The 15,597-nt window shown below is 66.0% G+C and carries 15 protein-coding genes; 6 read left to right on the top strand and 9 right to left on the bottom strand.

Annotated elements, in window-relative coordinates:
- Positions 1-66: 66 nt before the first annotated feature.
- Entirely contained in the window at positions 67-1,707 is a 1,641-nt protein-coding gene (locus NG701_RS10765) for an ABC transporter substrate-binding protein (protein WP_252567298.1), read from the bottom strand.
- Between the two features lie 174 nt (positions 1,708-1,881).
- A complete protein-coding gene (gene mnmA, locus NG701_RS10770) occupies positions 1,882-3,006 on the bottom strand; it encodes a tRNA 2-thiouridine(34) synthase MnmA (RefSeq protein ID WP_374208679.1) in 1,125 nt (374 codons plus the stop codon).
- A gap of 207 nt (positions 3,007-3,213) precedes the next feature.
- Between mnmA and NG701_RS10775 the strand changes: the two genes are divergently transcribed.
- Entirely contained in the window at positions 3,214-4,485 is a 1,272-nt protein-coding gene (locus tag NG701_RS10775) for an NAD(P)/FAD-dependent oxidoreductase (protein ID WP_252567299.1), read from the top strand.
- On the opposite strand, the gene NG701_RS10780 is transcribed toward NG701_RS10775, so the two are convergent.
- Together NG701_RS10780 and NG701_RS10785 are read right to left on the bottom strand one after the other, a co-directional pair.
- Positions 4,461-5,693, bottom strand: coding sequence for a cysteine desulfurase family protein (locus NG701_RS10780; protein ID WP_252567301.1), 1,233 nt, complete (start codon positions 5,691-5,693; stop codon positions 4,461-4,463). The genes NG701_RS10775 and NG701_RS10780 overlap by 25 nt on opposite strands.
- 56 nt (positions 5,694-5,749) lie before the next feature.
- Positions 5,750-6,412, bottom strand: a complete 663-nt coding sequence (locus tag NG701_RS10785; protein WP_252567303.1) for a helix-turn-helix transcriptional regulator — start codon at positions 6,410-6,412, stop codon at positions 5,750-5,752.
- An 89-nt stretch (positions 6,413-6,501) separates the two neighbouring features.
- Between NG701_RS10785 and NG701_RS10790 the strand changes: the two genes are divergently transcribed.
- A complete protein-coding gene (locus tag NG701_RS10790) occupies positions 6,502-6,930 on the top strand; it encodes a hypothetical protein (protein ID WP_252567304.1) in 429 nt (142 codons plus the stop codon).
- A 9-nt stretch (positions 6,931-6,939) separates the two neighbouring features.
- On the opposite strand, the gene NG701_RS10795 is transcribed toward NG701_RS10790, so the two are convergent.
- Positions 6,940-7,611 (bottom strand): hypothetical protein, encoded by a 672-nt coding sequence (locus NG701_RS10795; RefSeq protein ID WP_252567306.1) that lies wholly within the window; start codon positions 7,609-7,611, stop codon positions 6,940-6,942.
- 168 nt (positions 7,612-7,779) lie between these two features.
- Between NG701_RS10795 and NG701_RS10800 the strand changes: the two genes are divergently transcribed.
- The 4 genes from NG701_RS10800 (at position 7,780) to NG701_RS10815 (ending at position 10,926) form a co-directional block, all read left to right on the top strand.
- A complete protein-coding gene (locus NG701_RS10800) occupies positions 7,780-8,742 on the top strand; it encodes a J domain-containing protein (protein WP_252567308.1) in 963 nt (320 codons plus the stop codon).
- A gap of 35 nt (positions 8,743-8,777) precedes the next feature.
- Positions 8,778-9,245, top strand: a complete 468-nt coding sequence (locus NG701_RS10805; protein ID WP_252567310.1) for a tRNA (cytidine(34)-2'-O)-methyltransferase — start codon at positions 8,778-8,780, stop codon at positions 9,243-9,245.
- Between the two features lie 189 nt (positions 9,246-9,434).
- Complete coding sequence (locus NG701_RS10810; protein WP_252567312.1) at positions 9,435-10,043, top strand: sigma-70 family RNA polymerase sigma factor; 609 nt, start codon at positions 9,435-9,437, stop codon at positions 10,041-10,043.
- 1 nt (position 10,044) lies between these two features.
- The gene (locus tag NG701_RS10815) at positions 10,045-10,926 is read left to right on the top strand and encodes an anti-sigma factor (RefSeq protein ID WP_252567314.1); all 882 of its coding nucleotides are present in this window, start codon (positions 10,045-10,047) and stop codon (positions 10,924-10,926) included.
- A gap of 115 nt (positions 10,927-11,041) precedes the next feature.
- Here the strand turns inward: NG701_RS10815 and NG701_RS10820 are convergent, their stop codons facing one another.
- The 4 genes from NG701_RS10820 to NG701_RS10835 all read right to left on the bottom strand — a co-directional run bounded on the left by NG701_RS10820 (position 11,042) and on the right by NG701_RS10835 (position 15,484).
- On the bottom strand, positions 11,042-11,821 hold the full coding sequence (locus NG701_RS10820) for a PIG-L deacetylase family protein (protein ID WP_252567316.1): 780 nt from the start codon (positions 11,819-11,821) through the stop codon (positions 11,042-11,044).
- 3 nt (positions 11,822-11,824) lie between these two features.
- Complete coding sequence (locus tag NG701_RS10825) at positions 11,825-12,778, bottom strand: electron transfer flavoprotein subunit alpha/FixB family protein (protein WP_252567318.1); 954 nt, start codon at positions 12,776-12,778, stop codon at positions 11,825-11,827.
- A gap of 14 nt (positions 12,779-12,792) precedes the next feature.
- Positions 12,793-13,593 carry an electron transfer flavoprotein subunit beta/FixA family protein gene (locus NG701_RS10830; protein WP_252567650.1) on the bottom strand — a complete coding sequence of 267 codons (801 nt, stop codon included), beginning with the start codon at positions 13,591-13,593 and terminating at the stop codon, positions 12,793-12,795.
- Positions 13,594-13,885: 292 nt separating this feature from the next.
- Positions 13,886-15,484: a trypsin-like peptidase domain-containing protein gene (locus NG701_RS10835; protein WP_252567320.1), complete on the bottom strand. Its 1,599-nt coding sequence runs from the start codon at positions 15,482-15,484 to the stop codon at positions 13,886-13,888.
- Between the last annotated feature and the right edge of the window lie 113 nt (positions 15,485-15,597).

Consider the following 15,597-nt stretch of genomic DNA (forward strand, 5'->3'; position numbering starts at 1 on the left):
GAGGCAGGGCCGTCCGGCCCTACCTCCTCACGCGGGTTTGTTCGGTGATACTTGGAATCCAGGTCGCTACTTGGAAACGGTGCCGAGCCGGAACTTGAACGACGCATCCAGGGTGGAATCGACACCCTTCACGTCGGTCCCTGAAACGGCCACCTGGGCGCCCTGCAGCAACGGCAGGGTGGAGATGTCCTTGGCCAGCAGGTTCTGGACCTCCTGGATTGTCTTCTCACGCTCAGCCTTGTCGGCGGTGACCAACTGCTTGGCGACCAGCGTTTCGACCTCAGCATTTGAGTAGTGGTTGTTCATGAAGCCACCGCCTACAAAGAAGGGTGTCAGGTAGTTGTCCGCGTCGCTGAAGTCCGGGAACCAGCCCAGCTGGAAGACGGGGTAGCTGTCCTTCTTCGATGCCGAGTTATACGTGACCCACTCAGTGGACTGCAGATCCACCGTGAACAGTCCGCTCTTCTCCAACTGGTCCTTGACCATGGCGTATTCGTCACCGGACGACTTGCCATAGTGGTCGGGGTTGTACTGCAGCTTGATGGTCACGGGGCCGGTGATGCCGGCGTCGGCCATGACCTTCTTGGCCTTGTCCAGGCTGGGTTTGCCGGAGCCATCCCCATACGCCTGCTTGAAGGATTCGTTGGCCCCTACGAAACCGGACGGGACGTTGGACCACATCGGCAAGTACGTGCCCTTGTAGACCTGGTCCGAGATGGCCTGGCGGTCGATGAGGTTGGCAGCGGCCTGCCGGACGGCAAGCGCCTTCTTCGGGTCAGCTTCCGGAGCCTTGGCGCCATACGGCATGGTGTCGAAGTTGAAGACGATGTACCGCATCTCGCCGCCGGGACCAACATGGACCTTGACGTTGGAGTCCTTCTTAAGGTCATCGATGTCCGTGGCGCTCAGGCTGCGGTTGGCAACATCGATCTGGCCGCCCTTGACCTCCAGCTTCATGTTGGTCTGGTCGGTGTAGTACTTGATGGTGGCCCCTGCGTTGGCCGGCTTGCCGAGTACGCCCTTGTAGTCGGGCCATGCCTTCAGGCTGACCAGCGTGTTCTTGTTGAAGGAGTCAATGATGTACTGGCCGTGGAAGGCGTTGGCCTTGACGATGTCCTCGTCGCTGAGGAGCTTGTCTGCCGGGAAGACTTCGTCGTCAACGATCGGGGCGGCCGGGCTGGTCAGAATCTGCGGGAACGTTTGGTCGTTGGCATTCTTCAGCGTGAAAACCACGGTGCTGGCATCAGGCGTGGCAATGGAATCAATGTTGGACAACAACGATGCCGGTCCGTTGGGATCCTTGATGGCAGTCTGGCGGTCAAAGGAGAACTTGACGTCTTTGGAATCAAGCACATGTCCGTTGGCCCATTTGAGGTCGCTCTTAAGCTTGACCGTGAATTCGGTGGGCTTGGTGAACGAGGACGATTCGGCCAGGTCCGGCACGGGGTCGGCGCCACCAGGTTTGGAGTTCAACAAGAACGAGTAAATCTGGTTCATCACCATAAACGAACCGTTGTCGTACGAGCCCGCCGGGTCCAGTGCGGTGACTTTGTCTGTGGTTCCGTACGCAATGACGCTGCTTGCATTCTCCGATGCTGTGCTGCCACCCCCGCCGCCACCCGAGGGGCCCGTGCAGGCCGTCAATGCGAAGGCGGAAACGCCTGCGAGCGCGATTGCGCTGCGCAAGGCTTTAGTGCTCTTGGTCATCTGTGAACTTTCTGTTCGATGAGTACGCGCTCGCCGCCCGCAAATGGGTGTCTTGGCTTGAGCGGGCAGCGCGCTGTCCTGATGCCTAGATTCAACCAGACGCCGGACTCATCAACCGGCTTTTTTGTGAGTTGAGACACAAAATTTACCTGACCAGGGTAAATTTGCTCCGGCTCAGAGCTCCGCGCGCTGCAACGACCGGGCAGCGTCGATGGTGGCCTGGCCCAGGACGCGGCTGCCCTGGTAGAGGACCACCGTCTGGCCGGGTGCCACGCCGCGCAGCGGATCGGTCAAGGTGACCAGGAGCTGGGGTGCACCCTCGCCGGGCAGCATTCGCGCGGTGGCCGGCACGGGGTCCCCGTGGGCGCGGACCTGGGCATAGCAGTCAAACTCGGCGCCCGTTTCGATTTCCGCGATCGGCAGGCCAGCCCACGAGACCTTGATGCCGCGGATCTCGTCAATGGCCAGCAGCGCCTGGGGCCCCACCACTACCTTGTTTTCCTTGGGCCGGATCTCCAGGACGAACCTGGGCTTGCCGTCCGCTGCGGGTGTTCCGAGCTTCAGGCCACGGCGCTGGCCCACGGTGAACGCGTTGGCTCCCGGGTGCTCCCCTACCTTCGAGCCGGTCTCGTCCACGATATCGCCGGTGGTCATGTCGATCTTTTCGGCGAGCCAGCCCGCGGTATCGCCGTCGGGAATGAAGCAGATGTCGTGACTGTCGGGCTTGTTGGCCACCGACAGTCCCCGGCGCTCGGCTTCCGCCCGCACTTCAGCTTTGGAAGGCGTGTCCGCCAGCGGGAACATGGAATGCTTGAGCTGCTCGTGGGTCAGGACACCGAGGACGTAGCTCTGGTCCTTGGCCCAGTCCGCGGCCCGGTGAAGTTCGGGGTTGCCGTCGGCGTCCTTGATGACCTTGGCGTAATGCCCGGTGCAGACGGCGTCAAAGCCCAGGGCGATGGCCTTCTCCAGCAGGGCGGCAAATTTGATCCGCTCGTTGCAGCGCATGCAGGGGTTGGGGGTCCGCCCGGCAGCATACTCATCGATGAAGTCCTGGACCACGTCTTCCTTGAAGCGCTCCGAGAAATCCCAGACGTAGTACGGAATGCCCAGCACGTCGCAGGCCCGCCACGCATCGCGCGAGTCCTCGATGGTGCAGCAGCCGCGGCTGCCCGTCCGCAGGGTGCCGGGCATCCTGGACAGCGCAAGGTGAACGCCGACGACGTCGTGCCCGGCTTCGACGGCACGTGCTGCGGCAACGGCGGAGTCGACTCCACCGCTCATGGCTGCTAGAACTCGCATGCTGGCTTTCTTTAGGGTTCGGGGGATGTGGCAGAGGGCGGCTGCCGTTCAACCGGCGGCCGCAGGAATAGCACAATGCCTGCCGCACCATTCTATCGCCACGCCGAATCCTGCCCAAAAAGACCCTTGACCGCACCCGCATTCCCTTCTAAAGTCAGGCTTAACGGTTTTAGACTTCGAGCACGCACCGGCGGGAATTGGGCGGACATGGCTGAGGACATTGCTACCGCGGGGGACATCGTGATTGCCGGCGGCGGACTGGCCGGGGCCACCGCTGCCAAGACCCTGCGGGCGGAAGGGTTCGCCGGCCCGGTGACAATCATCGGCGCAGAGCGGCATCATCCCTACCTGCGCCCGCCGCTGTCCAAGGAGTATCTGCTGGGCAAGGCCACCGAGGACGCTGTCCCGGTGGTGCCGCCGGGCTGGTACGCGGAGAACGACGTCAGCCTCCGCTTGGGTGCCCGCGTCATGGGCGTCCGGCCGGACGCCAGGAGGGTGGAGCTGGACGACGGAAGCACGCTGGCGTACGGTTCCCTGCTGCTCGCCACCGGGGCGGCGCCTCGCACCCTGCGCCTGCCCGGAAGCGACCTGTCTGGCGTATCCACCTTCCGCACCCTGGATGACAGCCGGCGGCTGCGCAACAGCTTGGCGGCGGGCGGCATGAAGTTGGTGATGATCGGCTCCGGCTGGATCGGCATGGAACTGGCTGCCGCTGCCGCCACGTACGGCAACAACGTCACGCTCCTCGGACTGGAAGGGATCCCCCTGGCCGGGGCTATCGGTCCTGACCTCGGACGGTTCTTCCGCAGACTCCACGAAGCCAACGGCGTGAGCTTCTGGCTTCCCGCCTCAGCGCGGGAACTCACCGGGGCCGCTGGGGCTGTCACGGGGGTGGTCACCGATTCCGGGGAAGTGATCCCAGCCGACATCGTGGTCATCGCCGTCGGCGTGGTCCCCGGGACGGGACTCGCACAGGCGGCCGGCCTCGCCCTGGACAACGGGATCCTCACGGACGCCTCCCTGCGGACCAGCACGCCCGGCATTTTTGCAGCCGGCGACATCGCCAACTCGCTGCACCCCTTCACCGGCCAGCACCACCGCAGCGAGCACTGGTCCAACGCCCTGAACGGCGGAAAGGTGGCCGCCAGGGCCATGCTCGGCCAGGACGCCGTCCTGAGCACCATCCCGTACTTCTACACCGATCAGTACGACGTCAGCATGGAGTACTCCGGCTTTCCTTCACTGGCGGCGGGCGCTGAGCCCGTGATCCGGGGGTCACTGGAGGGCAAGGAGTTCATCGCGTTCTGGCAGCAGGATTCCAGGGTGGTGGCCGGGATGAGCGTCAACTGGCCGCGAAAGCCACAGCCCGGCGCGCAGAAGACCGTCAAGGCCCTCATCTCTGCCAGAACGCCCGTCTCGGCGGAGCGCCTGGCCGACAACGCCGTTGGGCTCGATCAGCTCCTGTCGGAGGACGCCTGACGCGCCACCGTTCCCGCAGTCTGGATCGAGGACTCATGCCCGGCCATCCCTGCCTGGCGGGCGCGTTGGTACGCGCCGGGAAGGGCTGCCAGCAAGGCATCCACGTCCGCGTCGGTTGAGGCATGTCCCAGCGTGAAGCGCTGGGCGCCGCGGGCTGTCTCCTCGTCCAGCCCCATGGCCAGCAGCACGTGGGACGGGCGCGGGACACCGGCCGTACAGGCGGATCCCGTGGAGGATTCCACCCCTACCAGGTCCAGCAGGAACAGCAGCGAATCACCTTCGCAGCCAGGGAACGTGAAATGCGCATTGCCGGGCAGCCTCCCCTCCCCCGGGGCGCCGCGGAGTGCAGCTTCGGGCACCCGCTGAAGGACGCCGTCGATGAGCCTGTCCCGCAGGGCCGCGATCCTCGCGGACTCGGCGGCAAGCTGTGCGGTGGCGGCCTCGGCGGCAGCAGCGAAGGCGGCGATGGACGCCGTGTCCAGCGTCCCGGAGCGCACGTCGCGTTCCTGGCCGCCACCGTGTTGCACCGGGGTCAGCTTGACGGCCCGCCCCAGCAGGAGGGCGCCGACTCCAACCGGTCCGCCGATCTTGTGCCCGGAAACGGACATCGCGTCCAGCCCGGAGGCCTTGAAATCAACCGGAAGCGAGCCGAAGGCCTGCACGGCATCCGAATGGACCGGCACGCCGGCGGCGTGCGCCAGCTGCACAATCCTGTACACCGGCTGGATGGTGCCCACTTCATTGTTGGCCCACATGACCGTCACGAGCGCAATGGTCCCAGGGTCCCGGGCCAACTCGGCGGCGAGGACGTCCAGGTCCACCACGCCCTCGCTGTCCACGGGAAGCCACGTGACAATGGCACCCTCGTGCCGCTCCAGCCATTCCACGGTGTCCAGCACGGCATGATGCTCGACGGCGGAGCAGAGGATGCGCCGCCGTCCCGGGTCTTCGCCGGAACGGGCCCAGTACAGGCCCTTCACAGCAAGGTTGTCCGACTCAGTGCCCCCGGACGTAAAGATGACCTCGGAGGGATGGGCGCCGGCCGCCGTCGCTATGGCTTCCCTGGCGTCCTCCACGGAGCGGCGGGCACGCCGGCCCGAGCCGTGCAGGGACGAAGGATTGCCGGTGCGGGCAAGTTCCCGCGTCAGGGCTGCCAGCGCCTCGACAGAAAGTGGCGTGGTGGCTGCATGATCGAGGTAGACGGGCACGCCTCAATTCTAGCGGCGTCCAGGGCGTCACACCCGCGACCCCGGCACATCAGGCGTCAGGGCGGCGTGATCCTGGCACAGCACTGGCCCGGCTCAGTGTTCGGCGCCACGCGCTCCTCCGGCTCCCCGCACGCCGCTGCCACGCCCTGCAGAAATGATCCGTTCATGGCGCAGACCACGTCCGGGTGCCCGACCGAGAGCCGATGGAACGGACAGTTAGCCAGCACGAAGCCCCCCGCGCCGTCGGGCCGGGGCTCGTACCCTTCTCCCTCAAGGAAGTCCGCAAGGCTTGCGGCGCCGGAGGCCAGCGCCTGGCCCTTACCGTACGACGTGGCCAGCAGGGAATCGCCCACCGCGCCGCCGGTCGCTGTGGAATGCTCGATCGCTGCGACCAGCAGCTCAGCAGCAAGATCATAGTTGCGGTCAGGCACGGATGCGCCGACCTCGCTCGTTGCCTGTCGGTACATTTTCGCCGGCCGCCCGGAGCCGGGACCCGACTTCCCGGCAGCCTTGTGGAATTCCACCGCCAGGAGTCCGTCCTGGACCAGCCTGTCGAGGTGGAAGGATGCCGTGCTCCTTGGCAGCCCGAGGGCCAACGCGGCGTCATCGCGCCCGACCGGGGCGTCCGAGGCGGCGATCAGCTCAAAGAGCTGCCGTCGCTTCTCGTCGCCCAATGACGCGACGGCCGCCATGCGGCGGCCCCACGGGAGTCTGCGCACCCTGTGCCCTCTCTCTAAAAACAACATACATTGCTTAATGGTGCCGATCTTTCTAAAATAACAATACCTACTTTTAGAAGGAGTCCACCATGACAACGAACGCGAAAATCAACGCAGGCGGTCGGCTTCAGGCTATGGCACCAGGCAGGCAGGCCTTCTTCCTGCTGCGCACCGTGTTCACCGTCGCACCGATTCTCTTAGGGTTGGACAAGTTCACCAACATTCTGACGGACTGGACCATCTACCTCGCACCGGTCGCCACCTCCGTGGTGCCGGTGTCGGCGCAGACCTTTATGTACATCGTCGGCGTCGTGGAGATCGTCGCCGGCATTGCGGTGGCCGTCCGTCCCCGGTTCGGTTCCCTGCTGGTCGCCGTCTGGCTGCTGGGCATCATCATCAACCTGCTGGTCCTGGGCAGCTTCTACGACGTTGCCTTACGGGACTTCGGCCTGCTCGTGGGCGCGCTGGCCCTGAACCGCCTTTCCCCCGGCGGGTCCTGGCGCAGGCATGGTAAGTAACCGGCGCGGCTAGTTCGACGGCGGAACCACCAGGAGGCGTTCTGCGACGTCGGCCCGGGCGGCTGGCAGTGTGGCGTCGTCCGGGCAGGCCACGGAAATGTAGACCGACGATGCGGCGGTGCCGAACACCCGCGCCATAACCACCGTGGACCTGAAGCCCGACTGTCCGGGCTTCTCCAGCGCCAGCACCTCAGCCGATGGCCCCGGCTTGCCAACCTCACCGCCCCACCGCAGCGTCGCTGTCTTCAGATAGCCGGGCAGGATGGTCGGGTCCAGGTACGTGAAGAGGCCAACAGTCGACTCCTTGTCGTCCTGAAGCGCCAGCGGGGCCTGGTTGGTGCGGACCTTGGCCGCCACCAGGCAGCCATCGGCCTTCAGGTACTGGCTCTCGCCGGCCACGTTCTGCCTGACCTGCTGCCAGCCGGGTGCATCCTTGAGTCCGTCCGAGATCCCCACGGGGACCCCGGCGGCCAGGGAACCGCCAGCGGAGAACGGCATGTCCTTTGCGGCCACCGCTCCTGCGTCATGGCCAGGGGTGATGGTCGGGGTGGCCAGGGCCGTGACTGTTGGCTCCACTTTCGGGGCGGCCGGATCGGGAACGTCAACACTGCAGCCTCCCAGTGCTGTCACGCCAAGCAGCGCCCCCGCCACGAGTACAGCCGCCTGCGCCTTCACGTCCACCCCAATATGTTCGCCCGGACGGCCCGCTTGCCGTCATCCTCAAAGAGTCTAGACGCCGGGCCGCGGGAACCACTGAGGCCTGCGCAGACGTTGTGTGGGCAGGCCGTAAACTGGGGCCCACCGGGCTGCCTGCCGTGGACTGGCCAGACGAAGAAAAAGGATGAGTGCTTGACCGAGAGCAGCAGCTCCTACTACGAGGTGCTCCGTGTCGCCGTGACAGCCACCGAAAAGGAGATCAAGGTGGCCTACCGCCGGGCCGCGCGAAAGGCCCATCCTGACCATGGCGGGGACGCCGCTGCCTTCCGGCAGGTGACGGCAGCATACGAAACCCTGATAGACCCGACGCGCCGGAAGGCCTACGACCGCTCGTATGCCGCAGGAACGTCGCGCAACACCGACGATTCCGCCGCAGGGCCGCACTTTGATGCGCCGGCGGCGGGCAGCCATGCCTCGGCCACCGTGCACAGGACCACCACGCCCCGGAACACCGCGGGCGACCCGCCCCTGTACGTCCCGCCCTACGATGCTGCGGCCTTCGAGGCGTCCGGCACGGTGCCGCTCATCCCGTTCGCCCAGGCCAGCCAGCAGGTCCACGGGATGCCGCGCAAACGGGGTATTTTTGGCGCCGAGGCCCGGATCCAGCGCGAACTCCGCACCGTGCAGCTCATCACCCGCCAGGTTCTGCCCGCGATTCCTGCGGCCCGGCTGGTTAACGGCCTGCAGTCCCCCGCCGATAACAGCCACATCGACCACGCACTCCTGTCCGGCTACCGGCTGGCGCTGATCGGGTCCATGCTGCTGCCAAAGGGCGCCTATGCCTGGGACGGGCAAACCCTGAGGCACGGCGGACGTTCCATCGCGCCACCGCAACTGGCCCACGTTGTCCGCGCCATGCAGGACATCTTCCCGGAACTGAACGTCACCGGCTGGACAGTCATCCACAGCGCCGACGGCAACCTCCACGAACCCGTCATAGACCGCCACCGGCGAACAGCCGGCACGTCCGAAACCATCCAGGTGGTGAACGCGGCAGGCCTGGTCCGCGGCCTCAAGAACTTCCTCTCCTCCGGCCCCACGCCCAACACCGTCAATGTGTCCGTGCTGGCCAGGCTGCTTCGCGGCATGCACTGAACTGTTGACCCGGATTGGTTGACTAGGATTGGACGGTGTTCCGAATCCTCTTCCACGCCCCCGAAATCCCCGGCAACACCGGCAATGCGATCAGGCTGGCAGCCATAACCGGCGCCCAACTGCACCTGGTGGAGCCCCTCGGCTTTGATTTCTCCGACGCCAAGCTCCGGCGCGCTGGCCTGGACTACCACGACCTCGCCGTCGTCACCGTCCACAAAAGCATCGAGGATGCCTGGCGCGAACTGCAGCCGGAGCGTGTGTACGCCTTCACCTCCGACGGCACCGCCAGCTACACGGACATCGCCTACCGCCCCGGCGATGTGCTGATGTTCGGCCAGGAATCAGTAGGCCTTCCTGAACACCTCAAGCGCGATCCGCATGTCACGGCCACCGTGCGGCTTCCCATGCTGCCGTCCCTGCGTTCGCTGAACCTGGCCAACGCGGCGTCGATTGCTGTCTACGAGGCCTGGCGCCAGCAGGGATTTTCCGGCGCCCAGATTTGAGCGCCCGCGGCCCATCCGCAGGGCTGCCCGCACCGAATCACTCCTGACAGCAATTCCGGGGCGAGGAAGGAGCGGCAGGTGACACTGCTTGAGACGAGGCGGTCGGCGCCGCCGGTTTTCCCCTTTCCCAGGGGCAGCACCGGCCGCGATGCTCAGGTTTCACCGCCGGGCGACTTATGCTGGGTAGTGATGGAAACTCCCAACGCGCCAAACTCCGAGGCCCCGGCCGCAGTCACAGACTTACCGGCGGATCTCAGCAAGCGCTTGGCCGGGCTGCTCGCCCGCGTAGCCGGCGGCGACCAGGCCGCGTTTGCCGAGTTCTACAAATTGACATCGCGCAGGGTGTTCGGCATGGCGCGGCGCGTGCTGATCGATCCCGAACTCAGCGAAGACACCACGCAGGAGGTTTTCCTCCAGGTATGGCAGAACGCGGCGAAGTTCAACCCGGAAGCAGGCAGTCCGCTCTCGTGGCTGATGACCATTTCGCACCGTCGGGCCGTGGACAAGGTCCGTTCCTCGCAGTCGGCCACCGACCGTGAGGCCAAGTACGGCGCCAGCAGCCAGGACGTGGACCACGACTCCGTCTCCGCCGAGGTGGACAGCAGGCTCGAGGCCGAGGCGGTGGTCCGGTGCCTGGAAACGCTGACCGAAACGCAACAGGAATCGGTACGGCTGGCCTACTACGGCGGCCTCACTTACCGCGAAGTCGCGGAAAAGCTAAACGCAGCAGTACCCACCATCAAGTCCCGCATCCGCGACGGACTGATCCGCTTGAAGACCTGTCTGGGGGTGAGTTGAGATGACAGAAATGAATAGTCAGGGAGGCACCCGCCGTCCCGGCTCGTTCGGAACTGAGATCGCCGCCGACCTGGATTCCGGGCGGGCCGTGGACCTCGCGGAGCTCTATGCCCTGGACGCGATCAGCGATTCCGAACGCGCCGCCATTGACCGCTATGTCTCCGCCGCGCCCGACGCCGAACGCACCGCCTTCTTAGAGCGTGTCCGCCAGGCCAGGGAGACCCTCGCGGCGTCCTTTACGGCTGAGGCGGAACCTCCCGCGGATCTTTTCGCACGCATCGTGTCCCAGTTGCCGTCCCTCGCGCAGCTGCCTGCCGATGGGCCCGCCGAAGTCACTGCTGCCCCGGCCGTCACCGCTGCCACGCCGGCCGCACAGCCGCCTGCGGAAGCACTGGATGAGCTCGCCGCCGCCAGGGTCCGCAGGGAAGAACGACGCCGGCCTGCCGGCGCCCGCCGCTGGCTCACCGCAGTGGCAGCCGCCGCCGTGATCGCCCTTGGTGGCGTGGGCGTGGGTGCGTACATCACAGACCAGAACGACCCCCTGAACCAGGTGGTCCGGGCCGGCGACGTCCGCGAAGCATCCGTACCCGTCTCCGCCGGCGGCACCGCCACCGTGCTGATTTCGTCATCCAAGGATGCCGTGGTGGTCAAGATGAACGGTGTACCCGCGCCGCCCGCCGGCAAGGTCTACCAGATGTGGCTGATCCCGAAGGACGGCTCGGCACCGGTTTCCCAGGGCCTGATGGATGAAGCTGCCCTGTCGAAGCCTGCCGTGGTGAAGGGCATTGCGTCCGCTGCAGCGCTCGGCATCACCGTGGAGCCGGTGGGCGGTTCGGCCACCCCGACGTTCCCCACCGTGGCTGCCGCACCTCTGGGCGCCTAAGCTCCCTAGTTCCTGTCCCGCACCGCCGAGTTTTTGTCCAGATAATGTGGCCCAACCGCCGTTTAGGGCGCGTTATCTGGACAAAAACTCACGGGGGAAGTCCGCGGCGGCAGCTCTAGAAGCCGGCGATCGTCCCCGGGCCGTTGACGGCGACCACGTGGAACGTTTCGGCGCTGCGGCCCTCGGCAAAGCCCCCACGCCGTGCGTTCATGTGCATGCCGTTCCGCACCGCTGATTCCATGGCCGCTACGTCGGGATGCTGGCTCACGTGCACGTGGATCGCGTCGAGCTTGGCGTCCACATGGTCGGTGACATCCACAAAGTGGTTCTCCCGCTCTTCGGGCCCGGCGTAGAGCCACAGCCACGGCAGCTTGTACGCCTCCAGGCCTGCCTCAGCCAGCTCCGGATAGGCGAACGGGTTTTCCACAGCAGGATAGACGGCCCGGGTCACCGCCTCCCCCACGGCAAGGTGGTCCGGGTGGCTCTTCTGCAGGCGGCTCCAGTTCCGTTCCGGATGCATGGCAAGCACGACGTCGGGACGGATCTCCCGGATCAGCTTCACCACACCTTTCATCACCTCGTGCGTCGGCTCCAGGTAGCCGTCGCGCTCATGGAGGTAGCGGATGTCGGTCACACCCACGAGTTCGGCAGCCCGGCGCTGCTCGGCCGCCCGGAGGGAGATGATCTCCGCCCGGTGCGCCGGGTCGAAGCCGCCCGCGTCGCCGTCGGTCATGATGCAGTAGCTGACCTGGGTACCGGCGGCTGTCCAGGCGGCGATGGTGCCGGCCGCACCGAAGTCGATGTCGTCCGGGTGGGCGGCGAAACAGAGCACCCGCCCAACCCGGTGGATATCCGGGTTGAACGGGCTCTGTGCTGAGGCAGCGGAGTGGGCCAAGGGTCAGCCTTTTCGCTTCTTGATTTCTTCGGTGGCCTGCGGAAGGACGTCAAAGAGGTCCCCGATGATGCCAAAGTCGGCGATTTCGAAGATCGGTGACTCGGCGTCCTTGTTGATGGCCACGATGACCTTGGCGGTCTGCATCCCGGCTTTCTGCTGGATGGCACCGGAAATGCCCGCGGAGATGTAGAGCTGGGGCGACACGGTTTTGCCGGTCTGGCCTACCTGGGCGTCGTGGCTGATCCAGCCGGCGTCCGTGGCCGCACGGGAGGCGCCGACGGCAGCTCCGAGGGCGTCGGCAAGCTGCTCCACCGGGCCGAAGTCGCCGTCCACTCCGCGTCCGCCGGCCACCACGATGCGGGCGTCCGACAGATCCGGGCGTCCACTGGCCGCCTTCTGCTCGCGCGCGGTGATGCGGGCTGCCGTGGCCGTGCCGTCCGCCGGCACGTCGACTACGGACGTCTCCGGGGCGGAAGCCACGGATGCCGGCTCGGGCGTGACATTGTTGGCCTTCACCGTCAGCACGGAAACCGCCGTGGTGGCCCTGGCAGAGGTGGTGTAGGATCCGGCGAGGACCGACTTGTGGGCTGTACCGTCGGCGTCGACCGCCACAACGTCGGTGATGACGCCGGCGTTGAGCCGGATGCCGAGCCGCGCCGCGATCTCTTTGCCTTCGGGCGAGTTGTCCAGGAGGACCGTGCCGGCACTGGCGGCACCGGCGGCCGCCGCGAGATAGGCTGCCTTCGCCGAGACAAGGTAGTCATCCAGGTCCTGGGCGGAGGGCCGGAAAACGGCGGTGACGCCGTATTCGGCGAGCGTGGCCGAAACATCCTGATGCAGATCGCCGTTCAGGGCAACAGCGGTCTCTCCCAGGGAACGTCCCAGGGTGAGCAGTTCGAGGGTGCTCTTCTTCAGGGCATCGCCGGGGTTGTCAATGAATACGAGTACGTTTGCCATGTCTGTGATCCCTCTTAGAGCAGCTTCTGGGCGGCCAGGAAGTCGACGAGCTTGATGCCGGCGTCGCCTTCGTCGGTGATGATGGTTCCGGCCGTGCGCGGCGGGCGTTCCTCGGCAGCGGTCACCGTGGTCCACGATCCGGCGTGGCCCACGTGCGCGGGATCGACTCCGATGTCGGCCAGCGACAGAGTGGTGATGCTCTTGCGCTTGGCCGCGATGATGCCCTTGAAGTTGGGGTAGCGCGGCTCGTTGATCTGGTCCGTCACGGAGACCACTGCGGGCAGCGCAGCTTCGACGGTCTCCGAGTAGGTGTCGGCGTCGCGGCGCGCGGTGAGCCGGCCGCCGTCGACCGTCAGCGAGGACGCGAAGGTGACCTGCGGCAGACCCAGGCGCTCGGCGAGCTGGGCCGGGACCAAGGACGTCTCGCCGTCGGTGGACGCCATGCCGGTGAGGACAAGGTCCACCGGGGCGCCGGTACCAATATGGCGGATGGCGGCCGCGAGCGCGAGCGAAGTGGCGGCGGCGTCTGAGCCGGCCAGTGCACTGTCCGTGAGGTGGACACCTTCGGTGGCGCCCATCTGGAGTGACTTCTTCACCGCGTTCACGGCACCGGATGCGCCCATGCTCAGCGCAATGACCTGGTTGCCGGCCTTGGCGCCACCGCGGGCCTCAGCCAGCTGCAAAGCGGCCTCCAGCGCGTATTCGTCCAGCTCGGAAAGGATGCTTTCGTCACGGTCCGTGGTGTAGCCCTCGCCGGTGAGGTGTCGGTCGAACTGTGCGTCCGGTACATGCTTGACCAGGACGATGATCTTCAATGTCTCTTCCACTGTATTTACAGCAGCCTTCCATGCTTGTGGACAGCCAGCCGGATGGGGTCATGGCCTCGGAACGCCCGGGGTACGGGTAGATCCTAGCTAACCATATAGCCGGCCCCCGTTGCCGTCCCGTTAACGCCTGTGTCACGGCCCTGCCCAGGCGCGCCGGGGATCACCGTACGACGGCGGCCGCACAGGACGGCGGGAACAGCGGACGACGGCGGCGATCACTTTTGGTGAGCCCCGCCGTCGTCCGCGTTTATGGGTTGCCGTGCGTTCTGCCGATCAGTCCCTACTGATCCGCTGCGGTGCCAAGCGTGACGTCGAACGTCTGTTCCTGGCCGTTGCGCAGGACCGTGAGCTTGACCTTGGAGCCGCCGGCCTGCTCGCGGACGGCCGCGGTCAGCTGGTTGGGCTCGCTGATGACTAGGTCGTTGAACTTGGTCACCACATCGCCCACCTTGATGCCGGCCTTGGCTGCCGGTGAGTTTGCCTCCACCGTGGCCACGTCAGCGCCGACGGAGAACCCTGACGTCGTCCCGCTGGATGACTTGTCCCGGACGCTGACACCCAGCTGGCCGTGGGATGCCTTGCCGGTCTGGATGATCTCCTGCGCCACCCGCTTGGCGTGGTTGATGGGGATGCTGAAGCCCACGCCGATGTTGCCGGCCGTGGACGAGGAATCGGAGCCGGCGGACGCGATGGCCACGTTGACGCCGATGATCTCGCCCTTGCTGTTGACCAGGGCACCACCGGAGTTGCCGGGGTTGATGGCGGCATCCGTCTGGATCACGTTGATGGAGATGGACCCCTGGTTCGCGGTGCTTTGGCCCTGGCCACCGTTTGGCGGTGCGAACTGGAAGCCCTGATCGCCGCCTTGGGAAGTGTCGCCTTCCTTGGGTGCTGCCGATGACGCCACGCTGATGGTCCTGTTCAGCGTTGAGACGATGCCGTCAGTGACTGTGCCCGTGAGGCCCAACGGGGAGCCGATGGCGATGGCCGTGTCGCCGACGTTGAGCTTGCCGGAGTCTCCGAGGGTGCCAGGGGTGAGCCCGGAAGCCTCGTCCACCTTGATCACCGCAAGGTCAGAAAGGGGGTCAGTGCCCACCAGTGTGGCCTTGAGGACCTTGCCCGCACTGGTGCGGACCTCCAGAGCTGCGTCGGCGCTCTGGCCATCCAGGGTCACCACGTGGGTGTTGGTCAGGATGTGGCCCTGGTCGTCCAGGACGATGCCCGAGCCGGTCCCGCCGGAGCTGCCGCTGGAAGCGCTGATAGTCACGACGCTGGGGGAAGCCTTCAGTGCGGCCGCCGTGATGGCGTTGACATCGTCCTTGTTGTTTACAATCACGGTCTCAGGCTGGCTGCTGCTGGCGGCCGACGGAGAGCCGTTGTTGAAGAGGTTGCCCGAACCGACTGTGGCTACGCCGCCACCCACGAGGCCGGCGGCCAGGATGCTGGCCACCAGGGTGCCTACGCCGAACGTGGCTTTGCGGCGCGGTGCGTCGGCAGGATTCGGGGCAGCGCTGTACTGGCCCGGAGCGTACTGACCTGCACCGTACTGACCCGGGTTGTGCTGACCCGGGTTGTGCTGACCTGCAGCGGCGACGGGCGCTGCCGAATGCGCTCCGTGCTGGGCGTACTGGGGGCTGGGAGCCTGCTGGCCCGGAGCCTGCTGGCCATAGAAGGGCTCGCGGGGAGGATAACCCGGACGGGGCGCACCCGGCAGCGGCTGAGTGGGGTTCTCGGGTGCCCCGGATCGGTCCAGCTGCTCGGTCGGATTAGCCTGACCGGCAGCGTCACTGCGGACCTCCGAAGGGTTCTCGTCCGCATTCCGGTTCTCATCCGGATTGCGGTTCTCCGGCGCTGCACCCTGGGTTGGGTTCTCAGTCATTGGACTTCCTTTCATCCTCGTCTGCATTAACTATGTACCGTCTGGCTGGAACTGGGGCGAACGTTGGCTGGGAGGTTGCTGGGAGACCGAATTCCGCTGCCAACAGGCTCTTC

Origin of the sequence: Pseudarthrobacter cellobiosi, assembly GCF_023913815.1 — a bacterium.
Taxonomy (GTDB): Bacteria; Actinomycetota; Actinomycetes; order Actinomycetales; family Micrococcaceae; genus Arthrobacter; species Arthrobacter cellobiosi.

Excerpts from the sequence above, each read along its gene's own strand:
- NG701_RS10775 (WP_252567299.1), top strand. The coding sequence starts at position 3,214 with ATGGCTGAGGACATTGCTACCGCGGGGGACATCGTGATTGCCGGCGGC.
- NG701_RS10765 (WP_252567298.1), bottom strand. The coding sequence starts at position 1,707 with ATGACCAAGAGCACTAAAGCCTTGCGCAGCGCAATCGCGCTCGCAGGC.
- NG701_RS10835 (WP_252567320.1), bottom strand. The coding sequence starts at position 15,484 with ATGACTGAGAACCCAACCCAGGGTGCAGCGCCGGAGAACCGCAATCCG.
- NG701_RS10790 (WP_252567304.1), top strand. The coding sequence starts at position 6,502 with ATGACAACGAACGCGAAAATCAACGCAGGCGGTCGGCTTCAGGCTATG.
- NG701_RS10815 (WP_252567314.1), top strand. The coding sequence starts at position 10,045 with ATGACAGAAATGAATAGTCAGGGAGGCACCCGCCGTCCCGGCTCGTTC.
- NG701_RS10825 (WP_252567318.1), bottom strand. The coding sequence starts at position 12,778 with ATGGCAAACGTACTCGTATTCATTGACAACCCCGGCGATGCCCTGAAG.
- NG701_RS10810 (WP_252567312.1), top strand. The coding sequence starts at position 9,435 with ATGGAAACTCCCAACGCGCCAAACTCCGAGGCCCCGGCCGCAGTCACA.
- mnmA (WP_374208679.1), bottom strand. The coding sequence starts at position 3,006 with ATGCGAGTTCTAGCAGCCATGAGCGGTGGAGTCGACTCCGCCGTTGCC.